Source organism: Priestia sp. J2 (assembly GCF_020790095.1).
GTDB classification, from domain to species: domain Bacteria; phylum Bacillota; class Bacilli; order Bacillales; family Bacillaceae_H; genus Priestia; species Priestia zanthoxyli.
Map to the genome: position 1 here is coordinate 19,881 of NZ_CP086210.1, position 19,935 is coordinate 39,815.

Genomic DNA, 19,935 nt, shown 5'->3' on the forward strand with positions numbered 1-19,935 from the left:
TTCTGTCATTATAATTACCTATTCACCTTTATGGAAAATCAGAGTTTAGGTGCGTAGAAATAGCAATTCTCTTATAAAATCAGGTTTTTTATATGAATGAAGTTTCTGCGAAAGCATGTCACTTAAGAAGGTTTATGCATATTCTAATCAAGAGTGTGATTTCATTAATGAACTTAGAACTATCATCTCCACCTTTTATCCACCTACAAAAGTCATAATTTAGACTACGTTTCACTTATGCTATAAAAATTTTTTTCGGAGGGGAAACAATGGGTCCAAAAGTATCAATAATTATTCCTTTTTACAACTGTGCCTTTGTCGATCAAGCAATCAAAAGTGCCTTAAACCAAACTTATGAAAATGTTGAAGTAATTGTGGTAGACGATGGTTCTACATCCCACACTGCGAAGATAGAGTCCTTTAAAGATAAAATTGTTTATATAAGAAAAGAAAATGGCGGGACGGCTACTGCAATAAATACTGGTTTATTCACTGCTACAGGAGAGTATATAGCCTGGCTAAGCTCGGATGATTATTTTGTTCCTGAAAAGATTTCTAAACAACTAAACTTTATGAAGCAAAGGAACATAGATGCCAGCTTCACTAACTTTGACTATATTAATAAAGATAACCAAGTTTTAATACCTTGGTGCTGTAAACGTTTTTCTAATTTAGAAGAAGTGTATAATGCCTACTTAACGTATAATGCTATAAATGGATGTACCATTCTTATAAAAAAGAAGATCTTTGATGAAATTGGGATTTTCTCTCCGGATTTTCGTTATACTCATGATTATGAGATGTGGTTTCGTATGCTTGTCAATGGCTATGAAATCCATTATTATGATGAAGCACTCACAAAATTTCGTTCTCATGAAAAATCAGGCACCAGTAGATACCAAAATGAGATGAGAGAAGAAATGAAAACTATCGAGTTTCATTACCGCCCTCTGCTGCAAAAATATATAAGTAAATCACAATCAAATCCTTCACAAGATTAGGTGAGTTTATCCTTCTATGATTATCCCTTACACCCTCCTATTTAGTCTTTATTACAAGTATTTCCACTCGTTACTTTCATTTAATAAATGAAACGTATTATTAGGACACAAGTTTATCTTTCACTCTAAAAACTTTACATGGAAATGTGTAAAGTTTATTACATACAAATCTGTATGGAAACTTTAATAAACAAACTTTGTAAAAAAGAATTTGCAAAAATTGTTATTATATTTATCTACTATCAGCGTGCACTCGTCCGTGCCAATTAAAAATTTTGGACATATTATATAGATAGGAATTTGCAAAATAATAAAAATTTAAGCATATATCAATTTTGAGAAAAGAAGGGACATACATGAAGAATAATAAGGATTCGTTATTTGATGAAAATCTAATTGAGTTTTTAAATGAAGTAAAAACTAATTTACCTACCAATTATAAGATACCTGATCCTGGGGTTGTAAGTATAATTCTTTCTCATACTCAATGAGGTGCTTTAGGCGTTGAAAATTCTTATTCTTCTCCTCTTACTATTGAATAGAGAGAAAATAATTAAAGGATGATTATAAAATGAAGATTTTATTAGTTTCCTATTACCCACTCCCCTATACCGGAGGCGTTTGGACATTTGTATCATCACTCCAACAGTCACTGAAAGAGTCAGGTCATACAGTTCATATCCTTAGCCAGACCCCTGATTTAAATAAATATCGAATCATTGGACAAAAACCAGAAATAGATATTGCTGTTCTTTCTCCCTATATTGAAGAAAAATTGCTTACTGAGCTTCCTTCACTTCCAATGAAGAGTTGGATATACAACACTGAATTATTTCGTTATAGCTTAGAGCTTTCCGCAGCATATTACAACCTTCAGCAATATGACCTTATACATGCGCTAGATGTCACAGCAGCAAACGCTATAAATCGAGTTAAACCTTCTCATATTCCACTTGTTACTAGTGCTCTTGGAAATTTATCACGTGATATCTTTTTCACACTCAAAACCATGCACCCTCATAAAACAGACGAACAAATAGAAGCTACATTTGAATATCAATATCACCAGGTGATTGAGAAGTTAGGATATCAAGCCAGTGATTTCATTCATAGTCCAACCGAATGGATGTCTCGTAATATTGCAGATAATTTTTCTATTCCTTCAGACAAAATTGTTACCTTTCCATATGGAATTAGTAATCAACAGTTCCTTGGGGATGCCATGGAGAAGCCACTTATCGGACCCAAGCAGAGTAAAAAAATTATCCTTTATATGGGAAGGCTTGTCTATTTAAAAGGCATTCATCACCTCCTAGATGCCCTTGCTCTCTTAAAAGAAGGTAGACAGGATTGGGAATGCTGGATACTGGGGGAAGGCGAAATTAAAGGGGAATTAGAAAAACAATGCACAAACTTAGATCTAAAAGATAAAGTTAGATTTTTAGGTGCCTCGAATAATGTTCTTCATTTCCTTAGAGAAGCCGATATCTTTGTTCACCCTAGTATTCACGATACTCAGCCTTATTCTGTTATGGAAGCCCAGCTTGCAGGCCTTCCTGTTCTTATTAGCAATACAGCTGGATTACCTGAAATGATTGAAGTGGGAAGGAGCGGGCTAGTCTCTTCTGTAGGAAATATTTATGAACTGTATGAGCAATTAAAGTATTTGCTTGCAAATGATTTACTTCGAAACCAGCTAGCTTCTTGTACAAAAGAGTGGGCTCAAGATAAATGGGACCTTAACAAAATGGTTACTAATTTTTTGTCGCTTTACGAACAAGCAGAAAAACTTAACACAGAAAATCAAGAAAAATAAAATACCAGATACTAGAAAATATCTGGTATTTTATTTACTTACTGAGGTTTAGTCCCAGTGATTGAATCATTGAAATAAAATTCACACAGTATAAATCTGGGTTGAAATTTACTTTTACGTGCTCAAAAGCATCTTTACGTATCTTTTCTCTTAACTGAGAATCCGTCATTAACTCCTTTGCCTCTTTAACAGCTTCGGTAACGTCACCTAATGTATAGTATTTCCCCGTTTTATTATGAATAATTGAGCTTCTTACGCCATCGGAGTCAGTGGTTAAAACCGGACATTTACAACTCATCGCTTCAAGAAGAGAATATGGGGCTCCTTCTACCTTTGAAGTAGAGCATAAAAACCCGCCTGATTCCCCTATCATGGAAAAATAAACGGCCATTTGATCATTCGGAACGTTTGCATGAAGAAAAAGATGTTTTTCTAAATCTAACTGTTTAATTAATTTTTCAAATTGACCTCTTTCCTTAGCTTCGCTTAGAGTAGGGTCTTCAAACATATGTAATCGTATGTTTGAATTGTGATTATGGATTAATTCGCTACCGATTTTTAAGAACTCTCTCCAATTTTTGTTATCTTCGATTCGCCCAATCCATGCGACGTTAGGCTGATGACTAGTAGGTACAGCTTTATAGGAGAACTGATTAGTATCAAAACAATTGTTGAAACTAAACTTTGGAAATGAGGGGTAGAGTTCATCTAGTAATTGCACGATATGAGGAGTCTTGGGATTAAGAAATCCTGAAGCATAGTTAGTGACAAGAGGTATAGCATCTGTAAGAGCAGATTTTGCTGTACTTTTTGGGCCGTACCCTTGTATTTCAATAATCATTTTCCCTTGATATCCAAGCGATCTGAACCGAGGAAGAGCTTGAAAATCTGAGACAATGACAATGAGACTATAATCTCCTTCATCAAGTATTTTTTTAATTTCATGGTCTTCATTCGTTACAAACGTTTGGGTCCCATGGTCATTTATGCTTTTCTTTCTATTTTCATAATAAAGGCAATGAGCATTAATGTTGTACTTTTTAAGGGCTTTACACCTTTGACGATTTAACGTTTCTACTCCTCCACTTGGAACATAAAACACGAATAATACATTCATTTTCCCTCTCCACCTTTACGTGTAGAATTAATAAACTTCTATTTCATATGTAAACCGTGTTACATATGTTAATAAATGCGATGTAAATTTAAAAATTGTTATTTTCCCTAAAAACATAATCACAGATTTTTAATTCTTGAAAGGAGAAGTGAATATGTCAAAAGTATCTATTGTTGTGCCATTCTTTAATTGCTCTTATATCGATCATGCACTAGATAGTTTAACTAAACAGACCTACACCAATATTGAAATTATAGTAGTAAATGATGGATCTACTAAGCATACGGATAAAATCCTTCCCTATTTAGATAAAATCATCTATATTACAAAAGAAAATGGTGGCACAGCGAGTGCTTTAAATGTAGGAATTCAGCAAGCAACAGGTGATTATATATGTTGGCTTAGTTCTGATGATATTTATGATCATCATAAAATCGCCATACAACTAGAATCGATGAAAACTCATAATGCCTTTTTTAGTCACACAAATTACTACGCCATCAATTATAGAGGACGAATTATTAGTCCGCCTTTAGGTATTCAGACGTTAAATAAATTAGATCTTATCACTAGAATAAGCAAAGGAAATATTATTAACGGCTGCTCAATTATGATTCACAAAAGTGTGTTTGACCATGTGGGTCTTTTTGACGAGACACTTCTTTATACTCATGACTATGACTTATGGTTACGAATCATTCAAATATTCGATTTACAATACATCCCTCAGCCCCTTTTGTTATCAAGGATACATGAAAATATGGGGAGCAAAAAATATGCTTCTTTTATAAAAGAAGAAAACAAAATTGTAATTAATCGTCATAAACACGTAATGGAACAGCTAGCGTTAAAATATAAAGAACACTCTTAATTACTATTTAGTTCTTGCTACTGTATAAGAAAGGCGGATTTTTAAGTAAATTAGGTAAACCGCCGAGCACCTTAAAATCGGATAAGCATATTATAAAACATAGATAATAATGCAAAAACTTTGCTTTAAGAAAGGATGAATTCTATTGGCACTATCAAGTGAAGCAAGAGCAGCGTTGTTAAAAAACCTGCTTTCATTACCTCAAACAGTCAACACAACTACTACTTCTGCTACAGACCTTTTAAATGCTGTCAACCCTGCTACTACTGTAACTAACGCCTTAAATACTATTAATCCTACTACTGTCGTAACAGATCTTTTAAATACTGTTAATACAACTACAACTGGCCTTTTAAATACCGTTAATACGACTACAACTGATATCTTAAACACTACTACGGGTCTTGTAAGTACTACTACTACTTCTGCTAGTGATCTTTTAAGAAATCTTCTCTCCATATTAGCAGGACTACCAATTTCATCTGGTTCAGCCCCGATTAGAAACGACTTAAAAAATCGTGTTAATCAAACAGTTCAACTATCTACACCAAATGAAACCATTACAGGTGTTTTACTTGCTGTTTTATCAGACTACGTGGCAGTTGCTGAAAGTGACGGATCGTTAAACTATATCCCACTTTCTAAAGTTGAAACAGTATCATCACTTTAAGGAAGGAGTCATACTATGTTTGAAAGTACTTTAGTAGCTGAATTAACAAAGCGTATTGGTACACCAGTCGAAATCGCACTAGCAGATGGCTTTGTTGAAGGAATTATCACTGCTGTAACAAATGGCCTTATTACAATCCTTCAAACTGTGGGATATGGATATGGCGGAACTACTCTTCCTTTAACTATTGCTCTTCCATCAATTACTTCAATTAAAATTTCACCGGTTGCGTAAACTAGTCAAGGTATTTTAAGAAATCACTCCAACTGGAGTGATTTTTTTTCGTGATACTTAACGGATGTTCCCTTACGTTATAAACTGTCATATCCTTATATAACAATCGATGTGTTTTTATTAGATCATTTAATACACTTACATCCTCATACATTCGTCCTCCTTCAAAATCAATTAAAGGAAACCCGTTATTTTGTTTTAAAGTCGACGTACGATAGATGCGAGGTCCTAAGGGAAATACATAGGAAAGAAGGTCGTTTCTATTGAGAATCGCTCGTCCTTTCCTTAACCCTTTATACCTTATATTTTCTTCTCCATTCTGCTTCCATGCTCTTAAATTACCGTAGAGAACAGCTACATCTTCCTTTAAATTTTCTAAACATCTTCTTATAGTGTAAAATGCATCTGGGTCTAGCCAGTCATCGGCATCTAACTCCATGACAAATTCTGTTTCAACATATGATAGAGCCGCATTAAGAGCCCTTGCTTTCCCACCGTTATCTTTACTAAGAAACCTAAAACCTGGTGTGTTTTTAAAACTTTTTATAATCTCTAGGGAATGATCGTTTGATCCATCATCAACTACTATTATTTGTTCTGGAAGACTACTTTGCAGAATACACGAGTTAATAGCTATCCCTACATAATTAGCCATATTATAATTAGCTATAATAACAGCAATTGAAGGAGCTAAGTTCTGTTTCTCTAACTTTTGCTGATACTTCTCTATAAAATTTAACTTTTGAAGATTACTACTGGTTTTATCTATGAATGTTTGATTAACCAATTTATTCGGTGAAGAAGCGATAGATAGTTCATCTACTGTTGAAAGCCAAGATGGAAGAACAGATTCTTTAAATGGAATGTGGCATCTCAAAGAGAAGGGATGTTGTTGGAGAAAAGAAGCCTTTGACAAAAACGGTCGCTGTATAACTTTATTATTAATTGTGATATCGTAAGTCATTACAACTTTCTCATCATCTAATGCTAATTGATGCTTCGTAATACTATTATCTAAATAATCATAACTATACAAGAACATGACATATTCACAAGACAGTGATTGAATGTGATGATTTAATGTTAACCCTAAATCATTATCAAGTAAGTTTATACATTTTGTCTTTGCACCTTCAAAAGTCAATCCTAATTGGTTTAAAGACTCCGGTATGTCTAAGATAATAATTTCATCTATACGATTATTAATAAGATGCACCGAATCTATAGCTTTTTTTATCGAACTTGAGTTTACATATCCAATTAAAAACAAATGAATATCCTTCATATATACTCCTCCGCCTTTAAGAATTCTAGCCATCATGAGGCCTCATTAAGCTGTTTTCCTGACACCTAATTTATTGCTTTACATATGATCATTCTATGTGTATCTCTCAGTATGTATGGTTTAAATTCGAACACTTTTTCATTAAAAGAATCCTTAATCAGATGTTAATCTAATTAATAACAGTTTAAATAACACTATAAGGTAATTAGTTTGTCCAATCACTACAGGTCACCATTTCATATAGTAATAGTACATAGAAAGGAGGTTAAAAATACCATGACGATATTATTAGATTCTAGAACATCTCAAAATGCTAGTATAGCTAACTCTATTTCTATCCCTATTACACTTCTCTCTAATCCAGGTCTATTCGGTCAAATTGGCCTCAACGTTACAAGTGCTACAGGTGCTATTCGTACTCAATTAAGTGGTACTGTAGCTTGCCAATTACCACTCCTCCCTGTCGCAACTACTGTTACAATTACTATTGTAAGAGGTACTGCCTTTAACGACCCAGTTGTCTACTCTTCATCGGAGGCGTTGAATATTAACCTTTTAGGACCACAGCTTTTTACGTTTACTGCTTCAGATTTTAATGTACCAAAGCCAGCTTCTAATCTTTTAATTTACACAGCTTTCATCACTTGTAACATCCTAGGAACTGTGAGAGTTGGACCAGAAAGTTTTAATGGAGTTGCTTATTCGGATTAAGAATATTATTCAATTTTATTTAATAAAAAAGTCTTCGCTTTTATAAACGCGAAGGCTTTTTTACTTTCTTTTATTTACTAAAACACGCACGAATAAATTTAGCTAAATGCATTCACAGAATAAAATTCCCTGTTTATTCTGTTTTCCTATATAGGATTACAATAATTTCCCTTCCTTGTTTTTACGCTCAGAAGGTTAGTTACATATTAAAGGATGTCTAATGTAACTAAGATAGCGATTAATACTTGTAATAGTACTTGAAGATTTACAGCGATATCTGTGTCAGTAGCTGTAACATTTACATTTGTAGAGTTTTCAATAATTGTTTTTTGAGAATTTTTTTGTTTAATGCTAGCGAATTGTTTTAGTTCTTCAACGACGCTGTTTCCTTGCACATTATCACCGATTGTAATACGAACTACTACTGCAATAGCTATCTGTAAAGCTACTTGAATAGTCGCTGCAATTTGAGTATCTGTCGTTTGTACTCTAACACCTTCTGAATCTTTAACAATAATTTTCTCAAAAGATTTTTGTTCAGTAGCAGCTATTTGATCAGCTTCTTGCCATACGTCTCTACCACTGAACCGTTTATTTTCACAATGGTCTAGTGCTCTCCATTTTCTTTCACCCATTTTTCTCACCTCGTTTAATTTTTAATTAAAGAACATCGACAAGTACAATAATAGCTACTAATACTTGTAACAATACTTGAACGTTAAGAGCCACGTCTGTATCAGTCGTTGTAATTTCTACGTCTTTAGAATTCTCAATATAAATTTTTTGTTTATTTGTTTGCTCTATTTCAGATAGCTGTAATAAGTCTTGAAGCACACCATCTTTTTGAACAGTATCGCCGATGGCAATACGGATTACAATAGCGATGGCTACTTGGATAGCCACTTGAATACCGATAGCTGCTTGAGTATCTGTTGTAGTGACATTAACATCACAAGAATCTTTGATCCAAATTAATTCATCTGATTCTTGGTCAATTAAAGAAAGTTGATCTGCCTCTTGAACTACTTCTGCATTAAAACTTTCAAAACTCTCCCTACTTTCGAAACTCTCACGACTATTATAGTAATCATATTCCGTAGATTCACTTTCATAGTGATCTACTTTACAGCCATCTTTACAATGCTTCTTAGGATCATCTTTTTTATGTTTGCTTTTGCATTTTTTCTTTACATCGTAAGAATAATACTTTTTAGATGACATAACTAACACTCCTTTTTCATGGTATGTATTAATATATGAACATACCAATCAATAGGATTGGGCCAATTGACCATTGAGTGCAACCATTTTAAAAAACAACAAAAACGCCTATTTAACGGCGTTTATAAATAATATAATTTATTTTTTTTTGTTGGTAGCATTTGTTTGTTTTACAAACTCATCCACTCGTTTTGACAAATCTTCAACCATTTCTTTAAGCATTTGTTTTTTCTCTTCAGATAGGTTTCCTTTAATTTTTTCTTTATCTATGCCATGTTTAGAAAAAACATCGTTTACTAATAAGTCCATTAACTTATTTGGAACAATCTCCGGTTTTTTAGGTGAATCACTCATATTAATCGCTCCTTCTATATAAGGTCGTTATTCATAACAACATATGCAGGAATGGCCTAAAAGGAAACAATTCCCCCTTGTTTTCACATGTTGTTGAAGCGATTTTTTACTCACCAATATTTTCATTTAAATAAAAACAGTAGCATTTCTATCTTAGGTTAACTGTACTAGCCATCTCTGTCGCCTAAAAATTTAAGATAATAAAATAAATTTAACATCATATATTTGTACATAAGGTAAGTGCCTTATGTTTTCAACAATTTTCTTAACAGTATTTATGAAAAGAGTTGAGTTAAATGGGAAAAAAAGCAAAGGTTGTGCATGTTGCAGGTGATTTTTTATCTCCAAAAGGAAAATCATCTACTAATCAAATTTATACAATAAATGAGGATAACAATACGGTTTCTGTGATGGATGGATTAACTGATGATTTAATTGCCACTATAAATGTAGGACGTCAGCCAGCAAACGTAAATGGCAATCCATCTACTAATCGTATTTATGTGACTAATAAAGGTGATAATACAGTTTCCGTCATTGATGCAGGTACAAATACAGTTATTGGAATTATTCCAGTTGGGAGTCAACCTTCAGGTGTAGGGGTTAATCCCTACACGGATAGAGTTTATATCACAAATGCTGGGGATGATACTGTTTCCGTCATTAATGGTGCAACCAATATTGTTGTTGCCACAATACCTGTAGAAACCCACCCAATTAATTTAGATGTCCATCCCTATATTAACCGTATTTATGTAGCTAATAAATTTAAAAATACAGTCTCTGTCATTGATGGATTGACGAATGCTGTAATGGCTACAGTGCAAGTCGGTGATCAGCCTACTGACCTAGGGGCTAACCTATCTAACAATCGTATTTATGTAGCTAATAAAAATAGTGATACCGTTTCCGTCATTGATGCAGGTACAAATGCTGTAATTGGAATAGTACCTGTCATAGAACAACCTTCTATGGTTGATGTTAACGCAGCCAATAATCAAATTCACGTAACGAATGAAGAAAATAGTGTAGTCTCTGTCATTGATGGTGCCACTAATATTGTCATTGCTACCCTCCCTGTCGGTGATCAGTCAACTTATACAATAACCGATACCTAATATAAGAACATAACGTGGATACTTATGTTCTATAAGAGGTGGCATAACCATGATTTTATTTTATAACCTGTAGCAACAATAATCTTATAGAAACACAATTATTGTTGCTACAATTAATGATTTCAAATATTTCTTAAGGAGTTCACTCTTTATCAAAATTTCTCCATTTTTGATAAAGAGAAGGTTGAATATCTTTAAGATGAGATAAAAATTCTTTTGATAAGTTTAATCCCTTCAAATCTTTTAGTAATTTAATAGGAGTAGGTCGCTTAGAACTAAAAGCTCTTTTAAGATCAATTATTTTTAAATTTCCCTGTTCAGTTATTAGAACATGCCGTAATTCCGTATCTTGTCTACGAAAACTTAATTTCTTTAATTCATTAAAGAGGCTTATCAATTGTATAACCAAAGCCTTTTCTATATATTGATTTTTTTTCAGATGTTTTGCCAAGGAAATTCCTTTTATATATTCCATGACTATGTAATTTGGTCCATAATCGTAGAGATGAGGAATAATAAAAGACGACTGCCCCACTTTTATTGCTTCTAACTCTTTTTTATATACCTCTTCCTTAAAAAATACTTTTACACATCGATTATCAGTCAATTGATAAATAACACCATCTTTGCCTTGTCCAACTACCTTATACCTTTTAAAATTCATAAGTTCATTTTCTTTTTCTCCTATTAATTTCTGAGAAGAGTGCCCAAATGCTTTATCATTCAACAAGTCTAATTTTTTAACGCTGTTAGACGGAACAAGCTGGACATTATTATTACTCAGCAGCTGATACTTTTTCTTATTGTGCCATTTAAAGAGAGTTTCTTTCGGAAGCCTATCCCACCTATCATGATCACTACGATAATGAAAATATGATTTTCCCATTCTGTTCCTCCTTCCCCATTTGTTATTCTATTCGTTTATAAATAAATTGCTTGTATACTTATCCATCTACATATAAGTTCGCGAAAAATTTTTGTTCAAATCCAAGACAAGCACCCTCTCCTGTTACCAACGGTTACATACTATAGTAATGAAAGAGGTGAATATTGATATGAAGTATAAAGAAGATTGGACTTTGGAAGAGAAAGATCATAAAAATCCTTGTAAAAAGTGTGAGAAACATAAAAAACATGATTCTTGTAAGGATACTTGTAAAGAAATGAGAGTTATAAATTTATGGAAATTAAACTCTAAGTATTAATTTTACCTAAAAAAGAAATAAGACCTATTGGCATTTAGCAATAGGTCTTATTTCTTTTATGGCTCTACTTTTTCTTACTACTAAAATTACATAATGAAAGAAGCAACAAATATGCCTTCTATATTAATTAGTATAGCTCTAATTTTTAATTCTCCGCCAATGACGGTTTCTAATATCTGGATAAGCTCATATATTGTTTATAGTACAAGTATAGAAGAAAAAGCTACAGGAGGCACAGATATGAGCAATTGTATATTAGTAATCGGGGCTCATCCTGATGATGAACTATTAGGAACCGCAGGAACCTTAAAAAAATTTGTAGATGAAGGGTATAAAGTAATTTCGGTAATTACTGCTTTGGGCAGAAAGGAAGAAGCTCATCATATTCAGAAATTTGGTCGACTTGCTAATAAAGAAATTGGTATTGAAGAAGTAGTATTTCTTGAGCATGTCAATTTGGAACTAGAAATGATTCCTCTTCACGAATTAACGAAAGAAATCGAGCAGCTTATCAAAAAATACAAACCGGTCAAGATTTTTACACATCACTATGGAGATCTAAATAGAGATCATCAGATCACTTTTCAGGCGGTATTAACTGCAACTAGACCACTCCCATATACTTCCCCCATAGAATTAATTACATTTGAAACCGTTTCGTCGAGTGAATGGGGTGCTTTCTCTTGTGAAAAGACATTTAAACCAAATTTTTTTGTAGATGTTACGGCCACCATGGAAAGTAAACTTAATGCCCTTAAACATTATGATCTCGAAATGAGATCGTTCCCTCATCCTCGTTCTTATGAAGGTGTTAAGTACTTAGGAAGGCTAAGAGGCATGAGCATTGGCGTACCTTATGCTGAAGCTTTTGAAATTATAAGGAGGGTTTGGAAATGAACCATGAAATTGCCTTTCCCTACCCCTATCTAATCGACACGTTAGACCAATATTATGGACTTAAGTCGCGCTCTTCTAGAAAAACCATTTCAAAAGAAAATTCGAAAAGAAGAAGCTCTTCAAGAAAAAATTCGAAAAAGAAATTTTCTATTTTAATTGCTACCTTTTGGAGCTTCCCTCACGTGGGTGGACTGTCGAATTATATCTCTACTTTAAGTAAAGGTTTAAAAAGTCAAGGACATAAAGTAGACATTATTTCTCCTAATCAATTTTCAATGTCAAAAGTAAAGCAATTCCGAGAAGTTGCTACCCCAAATTTAAAACATTTTTTTACCAAACGTTATGGAAGTTACAATGACAGAATTTTAAATCATCAAAGACTTATATATGTATATGAAAAAATGCTCGAAACAATAAATTTAGAAAAATATGATATTCTTCATGCACAAGATTTATTTACAGCAAATATCTTGGGAAGATTTAATGAATTCTATAATAAACCCTTATTTTACACGCCCCATGGAATGTTCACATCTAATAGACTCAAATTTAACATCATTAAAAAGTCGTCTGTAGAAGAAGCATATTTTACGGAGCTTGAAAGTAAAGCAATAGAATATGCAAGTCATATTATTGTTTTAAGCGATTCGTTTCGTGAACCATTAATAAAGCTAGGAGCAAAAAATAGAAACATCACTACAGTTATTACGGGAATTGATTATCCAGTGAACCAAAGGGAAGGAAAAGAAAAGGATTCACAAAAGCTAGTTATTACATGCGTAGCTAGGCTTGGTCCTCGAAAAGGACATAATTATCTGTTTGACGCACTGGCACGTCTAAAAAAATATACTTCCAATGTAGAGGTATTAATCGTCGGTGATGGACAAATGAGAGAGAAATTAGAAAAACAGAAAAAGGCTCTGGGTTTATCAATGGTAAACTTTTTAGGTTCTAGAGACGATGTACCTTCACTCTTAAATAAAACTGACATTTTTGTACTTCCAACAATCAATGATAGCTTACCCATTTCAATAATTGAAGCTATGCATAGTGGTACTGCTGTAATTTCCACAAATTGCGGAGGAATTCCTGAGCTGATAAAGCATAATAAAACAGGTATTATTGTCGAACCTGGGGACCCTGAACAGCTAGCACATGCATTAAAATTTCTCATTACAAATAAAGAAGTGCGAAATAAAATGAGCACAACTGCGAAAAACCATGCTAAAAACCACTTAACTGTAGACAGCATGGTAGGAAAAATAAAACATTTGTACACTGATTTTTGGGAGATGAATTAAAGTATGAACCATGAACACTCTGCAGTTATTCTTGATTTGAGCGCTAACGGGATTGGCATTATTAGAAGCTTAACAGCAAAAGGTATTAATGTTTACGCTTTTGACACAGAAAAACCATATAAAATAGGAAAATCACGCCTAGCTACTTGCAGTATATGCCCTAGTCCTGTAACTGAGGAAAAGAAACTATTAAACTTCTTAATTAACCTCTCTAAAAAAATTGGTTCAAAACCTGTCTTGTATACAGGAGCAGATGACTACGTACAATTCATTTCCAAAAACCGAGACGAATTGCTAAATTACTTCTTGTTTTTATTACCTGATGATAATTTAGTTGAGCAAGTGCTTGATAAAAACAAAACTTACGAGCTCGCCGTCAAGCATAATATTCCATGTCCAAAAACATATGTAATAGATAGTAAAGAGGAACTTGAAGAGGCTATCTTAAATGTTGAATTCCCATGTATTTTAAAACCTGTTCTCGGCCACGAGTTCAGAAAGAAAATCAACAAAAAAGCAATTGTATTTGATACTCCTGAGCAGTTAAGGAATGATTATTGTTTTTATAGAGAATGCGGACAATTAGTTATTCAAGAACTGATTCCTGGAGACAATCAATGCTTTTATAAAGTAGCTACTCTCTATAATGAAAATATGGAACTACTTGCATTATTCTCCTTACAAAAAAACCATCAGTTTCCTGCCGAATTTGGAACAGGTGCTCATATCGTCAGCAAAAGAGTTCCTGAACTTATCGATATATGTCTCCCATTTTTTGAAGAAATAAAGCTCAAAGGCATAGGCATGGCTGAATTCAAAAAGGATCCAAGAGATGGAATTTATAAATTCATTGAAATAAACCCTCGCTTTTGGCTTACCCATAGTCTCACAGGCCCCTCAGGTATTGACTTTGCCTACACCTATTATTTATACCTCACTAACCAAAACCCAGAGCCTAGATTGAATCAAATAGACGGTATTAAATGGATTTACCTTATAAGGTATTACCTTACTTTCCTTCAAAAGAAAAAAACTTCCGAAATGACATTCAAAGATTTTTATCTGGGGCTGCAAGGTCAAAAAGAGTTTGCTCTATTTGCATGGAATGATCCAATGCCATTTTTCAGAAGCGCATGGTCTCATTTAGTTAATACGTGGAAACGTAAGCGAAAGGAATGATTACTATGTATGATCTTAAGGCCCTCTATTATCAGATTAAAGATTTAAAAATAGCAGAAAAACTTTCTTATTCGATGGGTGAGAAAATTACAGTTATCCCTTCAGAAATTAAGTGTTTAAAATCAACAAAACGAAGTAGTATATATAAATTACTGCTTCAAAGAAAAAATGGTTATTATCCAATTATCTTTAAGGTCTACAATTCGACAGCCTACAAAAATGAAGTAGAGATTAATATTTACAAAAAATCTTACCCCATTTTAAAAGAGTTTTTGCCTCGCATTTATCTTGTAGAAACAGTCAAAAATGAAACCTGGGTCTTTATGGAATTTGTTAATCAAATACGTGGACAATTGACCTTCTCTCCGTCTCACTTTCAATATATTATTCCCAGTATAGCTAAACTTCATGGTCAAACTTTTGAAAATAGGTTTAAAAAGAATGAAAACGTTTGGAGAGATTGGCTACCTGTTTATACTTCTACAAAAAAGAATAGGGCCAAATCTATGAATCAAACAGTTGACCTATTGCATGCAGCAATGAAAGATGATCGTATTGGCCATATTATAAAACCTTATTATTCATCATTAATTAAGCTATACAATAAAGGACCAGATTTCTTTCCTGAATTAACTAAAAATGGATTAGCTATTACGCATGGCGATCTACACATGCAAAATATATGTAGCAAAAATGTTACTGGACATACACCATGGCCTATTCAATTCATTGATTGGGAGTCAGCCAAATACGCTCCAGTATGGTTTGACATGGTTGTATTAGTGGAACTATTGTTAGGCTTCAGAAAAGACTGGCAACCAAATGCAGAGAAAATACGTACTCAGTGTGTGGGTCTATACGTGGCTGAAATGAAAAAACACGGAATTACCTTTAAAACAAACCCTATGATTCTTTATAAAATGGCCTATCTCCAGCGAACCTTGGAAAGAGGCCTTCACACTCAACTGAGAAGGATTGCTGATAACCGTGAAGGTGAACTTTTAAGTTACCATCTTGAAAAAATTTCAACATGGGGTAAAGAGTTAGGAATATATCAATAAATGCTTTTTTTATGCTGCTTTTAGACTATTAACTTAAAAATAGTCTAAAAGCCATTTTTACCTCAATGTACAAGCAATTTTTCTGTTTGAAAATAGAATATATAGAAACACCAATTTTAAACAAAGGTAGGGAATTCATTTGACTAAATTTTATTATGATCAAAATGATGAAAGTAAGCACTGCTTAAAAGCGATGTATGACCTTCGTAAGAACAAAGATGAAAAAGATAAATGCAAAGACAAGCATGAAAAAGATCATGGCAAAGATAAATGCAAAGACAAGCACGAAAAAGATTATGGCAAAGATAAATGCAAAGACAAGCACGAAAAAGATCATGGCAAAGATAAATGCAAAGACAAGCACGAAAAAGATCATGGCAAAGATAAATGCAAAGACAAGCACGAAAAAGATCATGGCAAAGATAAATGCAAAGACAAACATGAAAAAGATTATGGCAAAGATAAAGTTGTCTTTTACGAAAAAGACTATGCTAAAAATAAATGTAAGTGCAGTAAAAGTTATTACAATTAAGTTATTTAATTCTAACCCTAATTACTTGTAACTAAATAATGAGTAAGGACTATTAGCTCTCGGGTTAATAGCCCTTTTCTTTTTTTACAGAATGTCTAAAATATAGATGCAGTAAACTACTTGAGATTTTCTAGTAATAAAAAGCCACCTTGCACAATTTGCTTTGTGCAAGGTGGCTTTTTATTACTGTTCTAGAAGCAACAACCTTTGTTCGGTTTTTTATTTTGATTACTGCAACCAATACAAAATGTTTTTTGGATAAAGACATTTAAAGTTCCAGCCGTAGTAGCAGAAGGATTCGAAACAGTTAATTTTTCAAAGTTTTCAACTTGAAAAGCTCTTGTAGAACCTGCAGGTATAGTCGCTGAGATCGGTAGTCTAGATCCTCTAACAAAAATTGATACCGTAAGACCAGTAGCTACACCAACGCCAGTAGCTGCAGCTGATAACTGAAGAAGCGTTTTGTTATGGTTTCTAGTAAAGTCTTCAAAAACAGTTACATCTATAGCATTGGCAGGAACTGCAATAGTTAACGGGATATTTCCTGTTAAATTGGTTCCAGAACCCTCAATTGTATGATTTTCAATAAAGAATTTTTCATTCTCTTTTTTCTTATTATATGAACCCTTAGATGGGTAAGCAGCTTCTACATAATATAATTCATCGTTTTTATTATGGTGACGATAGCTTTTTATAATAATCACTCCTTTTTTATTTATATACTATTTTATTCATTTGTTTATAAAACGTTTGTGTGCTTGTCCAATAATAGTCATTTTCATAAAAAAAGTGATTATTCGACTATCTAATTTCAGGTTAACAACACGTTAAAGGAATTATTTGTATGTAGAGATAAGAAAATTAGAGTAGAAATTTCGCAGAGGTTGGTTGTTTGATAAGCTAATAGAAACAGTAGTAGTGAAGTTTCAGGCGTAAACAAAGATGTAAAATTCAAGTACAATACAATGCTTTAATTGCAGAATTTCACCCCCTCACCATTTGGTGAATAGAAAATGCATTCATGCAGGATTATTTTAACAATTAGAACATTCACCTTTTGTGCCCTCTCAGGTGTTTTCCTGGGATCAAAAGGTGAATCTCTACACCTATACAAATTCATATAAATTGTTTACAGAGTTAGTTTACGTTCATTAATCATTTCGTAAACTATATCTTCATTGTTTTCTAAAAGCTCTTTAGTAGTGGTACTATGGTTTTTGGCATGGCGAGAAAAATTCGCTTTGCTATACCATTGATGACATAAAGGACAAGGTAATTCGTTTTCAACTTCATAATTAATTGACGTCCACCTCGTAGAAAAAAAAGGAGATTTAGCTGTATTTTCTTTTGTATACAAAGTGTTTTCACTATGTATACGATTTTGTATTCGCTGTGTAGTTGCAGCAACTTCATTTGTACTGGCGTTGTATAGAACATCTTCTAATTCTTCTTTAATGAGCAAATATCCAGCTTCAGACATAGATAACCCTAACTCTTCACAACGTTGTCGAAATTGCTCATATATGCTTTCCGGTAACCGAATGGGCAAAACCTTACTTGGTTCTTTTGCTTTTGATTGCCGAGCGTACTTATCCAATTTCCCCAACCTTATCACCTCATTTATACAATTTGTATATACATTCAATACAAATCTTTATTGTTCCTGCTAACGCCTTAACTACATCCTGTATACGCTATGTAGTTAAGGCGTTTTAGAGTGAAACCTATTTACTTAATAAACTTGGTGGATGAAGAGGTAAAAATTGTATCGATAATGCTCCTAAACAGTGAGCCCGGATGATGCTAGTTATCAGTAGGATTCACTCTTAGGTTATAGATTCTATAGCACTTATACTATCATTAGGCGCTCATTTACCAAGTAAATGAATACCATAAGTATTGGAAGTTCTATTTGAAGAAACAACTGAAAAACTTACAGTTATTTTAATATTTGTTAACAAACCTATATATAATCATTTCAGATAAAGAAGACACGTGTGAATGTATATGTTGGACAAAAGTCGCTAGAGTAATATTTCTTCATCTTTTCCTTATAACAGCTATAAAAGGTCAAGTTATAATTAACTACTCTAATGTATAAAGAACCTCAAGGTTACCTTTCTTCTTTTATCCTTCTTGTATGTCTACTCTCCCCTTCACTGATTTAAGGTAGATGAAATTGCAATAAAAGGAGGTATTGACACTTGATACGTAGATACGTTCTCTGTAAAAAGATCTCTTACAAAAAAAAGAAACGAAAAGCTCATTGTTACAGATCACCCCATTCTGTATATGTTTCCAATTCACAATCTATATTGGTATTTTGTTCCATCCATAACCTCTGTAATCAAAAGTACAGAGGTCCTCGAGGGCCTCAGGGACCTCAGGGGTCTCAAGGGCCTCAGGGGCCTCAGGGGTCTCAAGGGCCTCAGGGGCCTCAGGGGCCTCAGGGGTCTCAAGGGTCTCAAGGGCCTCAGGGGCCTCAGGGGCCTCAGGGGTCTCAAGGGTCTCAAGGGCCTCAGGGGCCTCAGGGGCCTCAGGGGCCTCAGGGGCCTCAGGGGCCTCAGGGGCCTCAGGGGCCTCAGGGGCCTCCACTCTCAGATTTAATTCCCTCCACTAATTTATTATATTTTACTTTTTCAGATGGTCAAAAACGCCTATATACCAATAATGATGGGATAGCTCAATACGGAACCACTGAAATATTGGCACCTGAAGAAGCTTCTTATATCAATTTATTTATTAATGGTATTCTACAGCCTCATATTAATTATCAAATTCAAAAAGGAAGCTTAACTTTACTCACAGAAGAAGTACCTTCAAAAGGGGTTCCTATTATTATCCAATTTGTGTTAATTAATAAGGAAGTATAAAAAAGTTTATAAATTCTAAGATAGTCATAAAAAAAAGAACTGACTTCCCCAGTTGGGAAATCAGCTAAAAAATAGAATACATTAGTTAGTTTACAACAAACTCAACCACAATAGGGGTAGCAGATGAAAGGGTGTCTCCATCAGGAATGGTAATAAAACTAGTAGTAACTGTTGAAGTATCACCTGTTTGAATTTGCCCGTTAATATAAAGATTATAATAAGCAGGAGCAGTTGGAAAAGCTGTAGCAGCTGTTCCTCCATCAGTAGTAAAAGCTGTAGCAAGAATACTATAGGTAGCGCCAGTACCTGTTCCTGCTCCTGCAGTGCTACTAAACCTTAAAGAATTCATAAAGGGCTTAACGATTGGCATTTATGATCCTCCCTTCTTAATTATTGAATTATTTATCGCTCTTCTTTTTCTAAAATTTTAAAGTGCTTCTTTACGAATACACTTTGAAATCATTAAAGGAAATATAAAACAACGCTAAT

At 33.6% G+C, this 19,935-nt stretch carries 23 protein-coding genes; 14 read left to right on the top strand and 9 right to left on the bottom strand.

Annotated elements, in window-relative coordinates:
* The first annotated feature begins 269 nt into the window (after positions 1-269).
* Positions 270-1,001 carry a glycosyltransferase gene (locus LJY09_RS27145; protein WP_014462126.1) on the top strand — a complete coding sequence of 244 codons (732 nt, stop codon included), beginning with the start codon at positions 270-272 and terminating at the stop codon, positions 999-1,001.
* Between the two features lie 571 nt (positions 1,002-1,572).
* The gene (locus tag LJY09_RS27150) at positions 1,573-2,817 is read left to right on the top strand and encodes a glycosyltransferase family 4 protein (RefSeq protein WP_115652735.1); all 1,245 of its coding nucleotides are present in this window, start codon (positions 1,573-1,575) and stop codon (positions 2,815-2,817) included.
* A gap of 34 nt (positions 2,818-2,851) precedes the next feature.
* Here the strand turns inward: LJY09_RS27150 and LJY09_RS27155 are convergent, their stop codons facing one another.
* On the bottom strand, positions 2,852-3,934 hold the full coding sequence (locus LJY09_RS27155; protein WP_014462123.1) for a glycosyltransferase family 4 protein: 1,083 nt from the start codon (positions 3,932-3,934) through the stop codon (positions 2,852-2,854).
* 154 nt (positions 3,935-4,088) lie between these two features.
* Between LJY09_RS27155 and LJY09_RS27160 the strand changes: the two genes are divergently transcribed.
* The 3 genes from LJY09_RS27160 to LJY09_RS27170 all read left to right on the top strand — a co-directional run bounded on the left by LJY09_RS27160 (position 4,089) and on the right by LJY09_RS27170 (position 5,709).
* Positions 4,089-4,805, top strand: coding sequence for a glycosyltransferase family 2 protein (locus tag LJY09_RS27160; protein ID WP_034327523.1), 717 nt, complete (start codon positions 4,089-4,091; stop codon positions 4,803-4,805).
* 145 nt (positions 4,806-4,950) lie between these two features.
* Positions 4,951-5,475 (top strand): hypothetical protein, encoded by a 525-nt coding sequence (locus tag LJY09_RS27165; protein ID WP_014462121.1) that lies wholly within the window; start codon positions 4,951-4,953, stop codon positions 5,473-5,475.
* Between the two features lie 15 nt (positions 5,476-5,490).
* Complete coding sequence (locus LJY09_RS27170) at positions 5,491-5,709, top strand: hypothetical protein (protein ID WP_014462120.1); 219 nt, start codon at positions 5,491-5,493, stop codon at positions 5,707-5,709.
* Between the two features lies 1 nt (position 5,710).
* Here the strand turns inward: LJY09_RS27170 and LJY09_RS27175 are convergent, their stop codons facing one another.
* Entirely contained in the window at positions 5,711-7,027 is a 1,317-nt protein-coding gene (locus tag LJY09_RS27175; RefSeq protein WP_034327521.1) for a glycosyltransferase family 2 protein, read from the bottom strand.
* 243 nt (positions 7,028-7,270) lie between these two features.
* On the opposite strand from LJY09_RS27175, the gene LJY09_RS27180 reads away from it, so the two are divergent.
* The gene (locus LJY09_RS27180; protein WP_014462118.1) at positions 7,271-7,705 is read left to right on the top strand and encodes a hypothetical protein; all 435 of its coding nucleotides are present in this window, start codon (positions 7,271-7,273) and stop codon (positions 7,703-7,705) included.
* 206 nt (positions 7,706-7,911) lie between these two features.
* On the opposite strand, the gene LJY09_RS27185 is transcribed toward LJY09_RS27180, so the two are convergent.
* The 3 genes from LJY09_RS27185 to LJY09_RS27195 all read right to left on the bottom strand — a co-directional run bounded on the left by LJY09_RS27185 (position 7,912) and on the right by LJY09_RS27195 (position 9,280).
* Positions 7,912-8,340 carry a spore coat protein gene (locus LJY09_RS27185; protein WP_014462117.1) on the bottom strand — a complete coding sequence of 143 codons (429 nt, stop codon included), beginning with the start codon at positions 8,338-8,340 and terminating at the stop codon, positions 7,912-7,914.
* 25 nt (positions 8,341-8,365) lie between these two features.
* Positions 8,366-8,926: a spore coat protein gene (locus LJY09_RS27190; protein ID WP_014462116.1), complete on the bottom strand. Its 561-nt coding sequence runs from the start codon at positions 8,924-8,926 to the stop codon at positions 8,366-8,368.
* A gap of 138 nt (positions 8,927-9,064) precedes the next feature.
* Positions 9,065-9,280, bottom strand: coding sequence for a spore coat protein (locus LJY09_RS27195; RefSeq protein ID WP_014462115.1), 216 nt, complete (start codon positions 9,278-9,280; stop codon positions 9,065-9,067).
* A 296-nt stretch (positions 9,281-9,576) separates the two neighbouring features.
* Here LJY09_RS27195 and LJY09_RS27200 point away from each other — a divergent pair, with 296 nt between their 5' ends.
* The gene (locus LJY09_RS27200; protein ID WP_154992531.1) at positions 9,577-10,398 is read left to right on the top strand and encodes a YncE family protein; all 822 of its coding nucleotides are present in this window, start codon (positions 9,577-9,579) and stop codon (positions 10,396-10,398) included.
* Positions 10,399-10,540: 142 nt separating this feature from the next.
* Here the strand turns inward: LJY09_RS27200 and LJY09_RS27205 are convergent, their stop codons facing one another.
* Entirely contained in the window at positions 10,541-11,284 is a 744-nt protein-coding gene (locus LJY09_RS27205) for a hypothetical protein (protein WP_228307897.1), read from the bottom strand.
* 169 nt (positions 11,285-11,453) lie between these two features.
* Here LJY09_RS27205 and LJY09_RS27210 point away from each other — a divergent pair, with 169 nt between their 5' ends.
* The 6 genes from LJY09_RS27210 to LJY09_RS27235 all read left to right on the top strand — a co-directional run bounded on the left by LJY09_RS27210 (position 11,454) and on the right by LJY09_RS27235 (position 16,573).
* Positions 11,454-11,603: a hypothetical protein gene (locus LJY09_RS27210; RefSeq protein WP_014462112.1), complete on the top strand. Its 150-nt coding sequence runs from the start codon at positions 11,454-11,456 to the stop codon at positions 11,601-11,603.
* Between the two features lie 240 nt (positions 11,604-11,843).
* Positions 11,844-12,500 (top strand): PIG-L deacetylase family protein, encoded by a 657-nt coding sequence (locus LJY09_RS27215; protein WP_033580846.1) that lies wholly within the window; start codon positions 11,844-11,846, stop codon positions 12,498-12,500.
* A complete protein-coding gene (locus LJY09_RS27220; RefSeq protein WP_049166414.1) occupies positions 12,497-13,801 on the top strand; it encodes a glycosyltransferase family 4 protein in 1,305 nt (434 codons plus the stop codon). The genes LJY09_RS27215 and LJY09_RS27220 overlap by 4 nt, the downstream gene beginning before the upstream one ends.
* 3 nt (positions 13,802-13,804) lie before the next feature.
* A complete protein-coding gene (locus LJY09_RS27225; RefSeq protein ID WP_014462109.1) occupies positions 13,805-14,980 on the top strand; it encodes a carboxylate--amine ligase in 1,176 nt (391 codons plus the stop codon).
* A 5-nt stretch (positions 14,981-14,985) separates the two neighbouring features.
* On the top strand, positions 14,986-16,041 hold the full coding sequence (locus tag LJY09_RS27230) for a phosphotransferase (protein ID WP_099000285.1): 1,056 nt from the start codon (positions 14,986-14,988) through the stop codon (positions 16,039-16,041).
* Positions 16,042-16,180: 139 nt separating this feature from the next.
* Positions 16,181-16,573, top strand: coding sequence for a hypothetical protein (locus tag LJY09_RS27235; protein WP_228307898.1), 393 nt, complete (start codon positions 16,181-16,183; stop codon positions 16,571-16,573).
* A 191-nt stretch (positions 16,574-16,764) separates the two neighbouring features.
* On the opposite strand, the gene LJY09_RS27240 is transcribed toward LJY09_RS27235, so the two are convergent.
* The gene (locus tag LJY09_RS27240; protein ID WP_014462106.1) at positions 16,765-17,277 is read right to left on the bottom strand and encodes a hypothetical protein; all 513 of its coding nucleotides are present in this window, start codon (positions 17,275-17,277) and stop codon (positions 16,765-16,767) included.
* 425 nt (positions 17,278-17,702) lie between these two features.
* Positions 17,703-18,179 (bottom strand): hypothetical protein, encoded by a 477-nt coding sequence (locus LJY09_RS27245; protein ID WP_228307899.1) that lies wholly within the window; start codon positions 18,177-18,179, stop codon positions 17,703-17,705.
* 709 nt (positions 18,180-18,888) lie between these two features.
* On the opposite strand from LJY09_RS27245, the gene LJY09_RS27250 reads away from it, so the two are divergent.
* The gene (locus tag LJY09_RS27250; RefSeq protein ID WP_228307900.1) at positions 18,889-19,446 is read left to right on the top strand and encodes a DUF4183 domain-containing protein; all 558 of its coding nucleotides are present in this window, start codon (positions 18,889-18,891) and stop codon (positions 19,444-19,446) included.
* Positions 19,447-19,531: 85 nt separating this feature from the next.
* Here LJY09_RS27250 and LJY09_RS27255 read toward each other — a convergent pair whose 3' ends face one another.
* The gene (locus LJY09_RS27255; RefSeq protein ID WP_224980802.1) at positions 19,532-19,816 is read right to left on the bottom strand and encodes a DUF4183 domain-containing protein; all 285 of its coding nucleotides are present in this window, start codon (positions 19,814-19,816) and stop codon (positions 19,532-19,534) included.
* Positions 19,817-19,935: the final 119 nt, after the last annotated feature.

Excerpts from the sequence above, each read along its gene's own strand:
- LJY09_RS27195 (WP_014462115.1), bottom strand. The coding sequence starts at position 9,280 with ATGAGTGATTCACCTAAAAAACCGGAGATTGTTCCAAATAAGTTAATG.
- LJY09_RS27150 (WP_115652735.1), top strand. The coding sequence starts at position 1,573 with ATGAAGATTTTATTAGTTTCCTATTACCCACTCCCCTATACCGGAGGC.
- LJY09_RS27145 (WP_014462126.1), top strand. The coding sequence starts at position 270 with ATGGGTCCAAAAGTATCAATAATTATTCCTTTTTACAACTGTGCCTTT.
- LJY09_RS27180 (WP_014462118.1), top strand. The coding sequence starts at position 7,271 with ATGACGATATTATTAGATTCTAGAACATCTCAAAATGCTAGTATAGCT.
- LJY09_RS27220 (WP_049166414.1), top strand. The coding sequence starts at position 12,497 with ATGAACCATGAAATTGCCTTTCCCTACCCCTATCTAATCGACACGTTA.
- LJY09_RS27230 (WP_099000285.1), top strand. The coding sequence starts at position 14,986 with ATGTATGATCTTAAGGCCCTCTATTATCAGATTAAAGATTTAAAAATA.
- LJY09_RS27185 (WP_014462117.1), bottom strand. The coding sequence starts at position 8,340 with ATGGGTGAAAGAAAATGGAGAGCACTAGACCATTGTGAAAATAAACGG.
- LJY09_RS27205 (WP_228307897.1), bottom strand. The coding sequence starts at position 11,284 with ATGGGAAAATCATATTTTCATTATCGTAGTGATCATGATAGGTGGGAT.
- LJY09_RS27255 (WP_224980802.1), bottom strand. The coding sequence starts at position 19,816 with ATGCCAATCGTTAAGCCCTTTATGAATTCTTTAAGGTTTAGTAGCACT.
- LJY09_RS27215 (WP_033580846.1), top strand. The coding sequence starts at position 11,844 with ATGAGCAATTGTATATTAGTAATCGGGGCTCATCCTGATGATGAACTA.
- LJY09_RS27210 (WP_014462112.1), top strand. The coding sequence starts at position 11,454 with ATGAAGTATAAAGAAGATTGGACTTTGGAAGAGAAAGATCATAAAAAT.
- LJY09_RS27190 (WP_014462116.1), bottom strand. The coding sequence starts at position 8,926 with ATGTCATCTAAAAAGTATTATTCTTACGATGTAAAGAAAAAATGCAAA.
- LJY09_RS27175 (WP_034327521.1), bottom strand. The coding sequence starts at position 7,027 with ATGGCTAGAATTCTTAAAGGCGGAGGAGTATATATGAAGGATATTCAT.
- LJY09_RS27200 (WP_154992531.1), top strand. The coding sequence starts at position 9,577 with ATGGGAAAAAAAGCAAAGGTTGTGCATGTTGCAGGTGATTTTTTATCT.
- LJY09_RS27155 (WP_014462123.1), bottom strand. The coding sequence starts at position 3,934 with ATGAATGTATTATTCGTGTTTTATGTTCCAAGTGGAGGAGTAGAAACG.
- LJY09_RS27160 (WP_034327523.1), top strand. The coding sequence starts at position 4,089 with ATGTCAAAAGTATCTATTGTTGTGCCATTCTTTAATTGCTCTTATATC.
- LJY09_RS27225 (WP_014462109.1), top strand. The coding sequence starts at position 13,805 with ATGAACCATGAACACTCTGCAGTTATTCTTGATTTGAGCGCTAACGGG.
- LJY09_RS27170 (WP_014462120.1), top strand. The coding sequence starts at position 5,491 with ATGTTTGAAAGTACTTTAGTAGCTGAATTAACAAAGCGTATTGGTACA.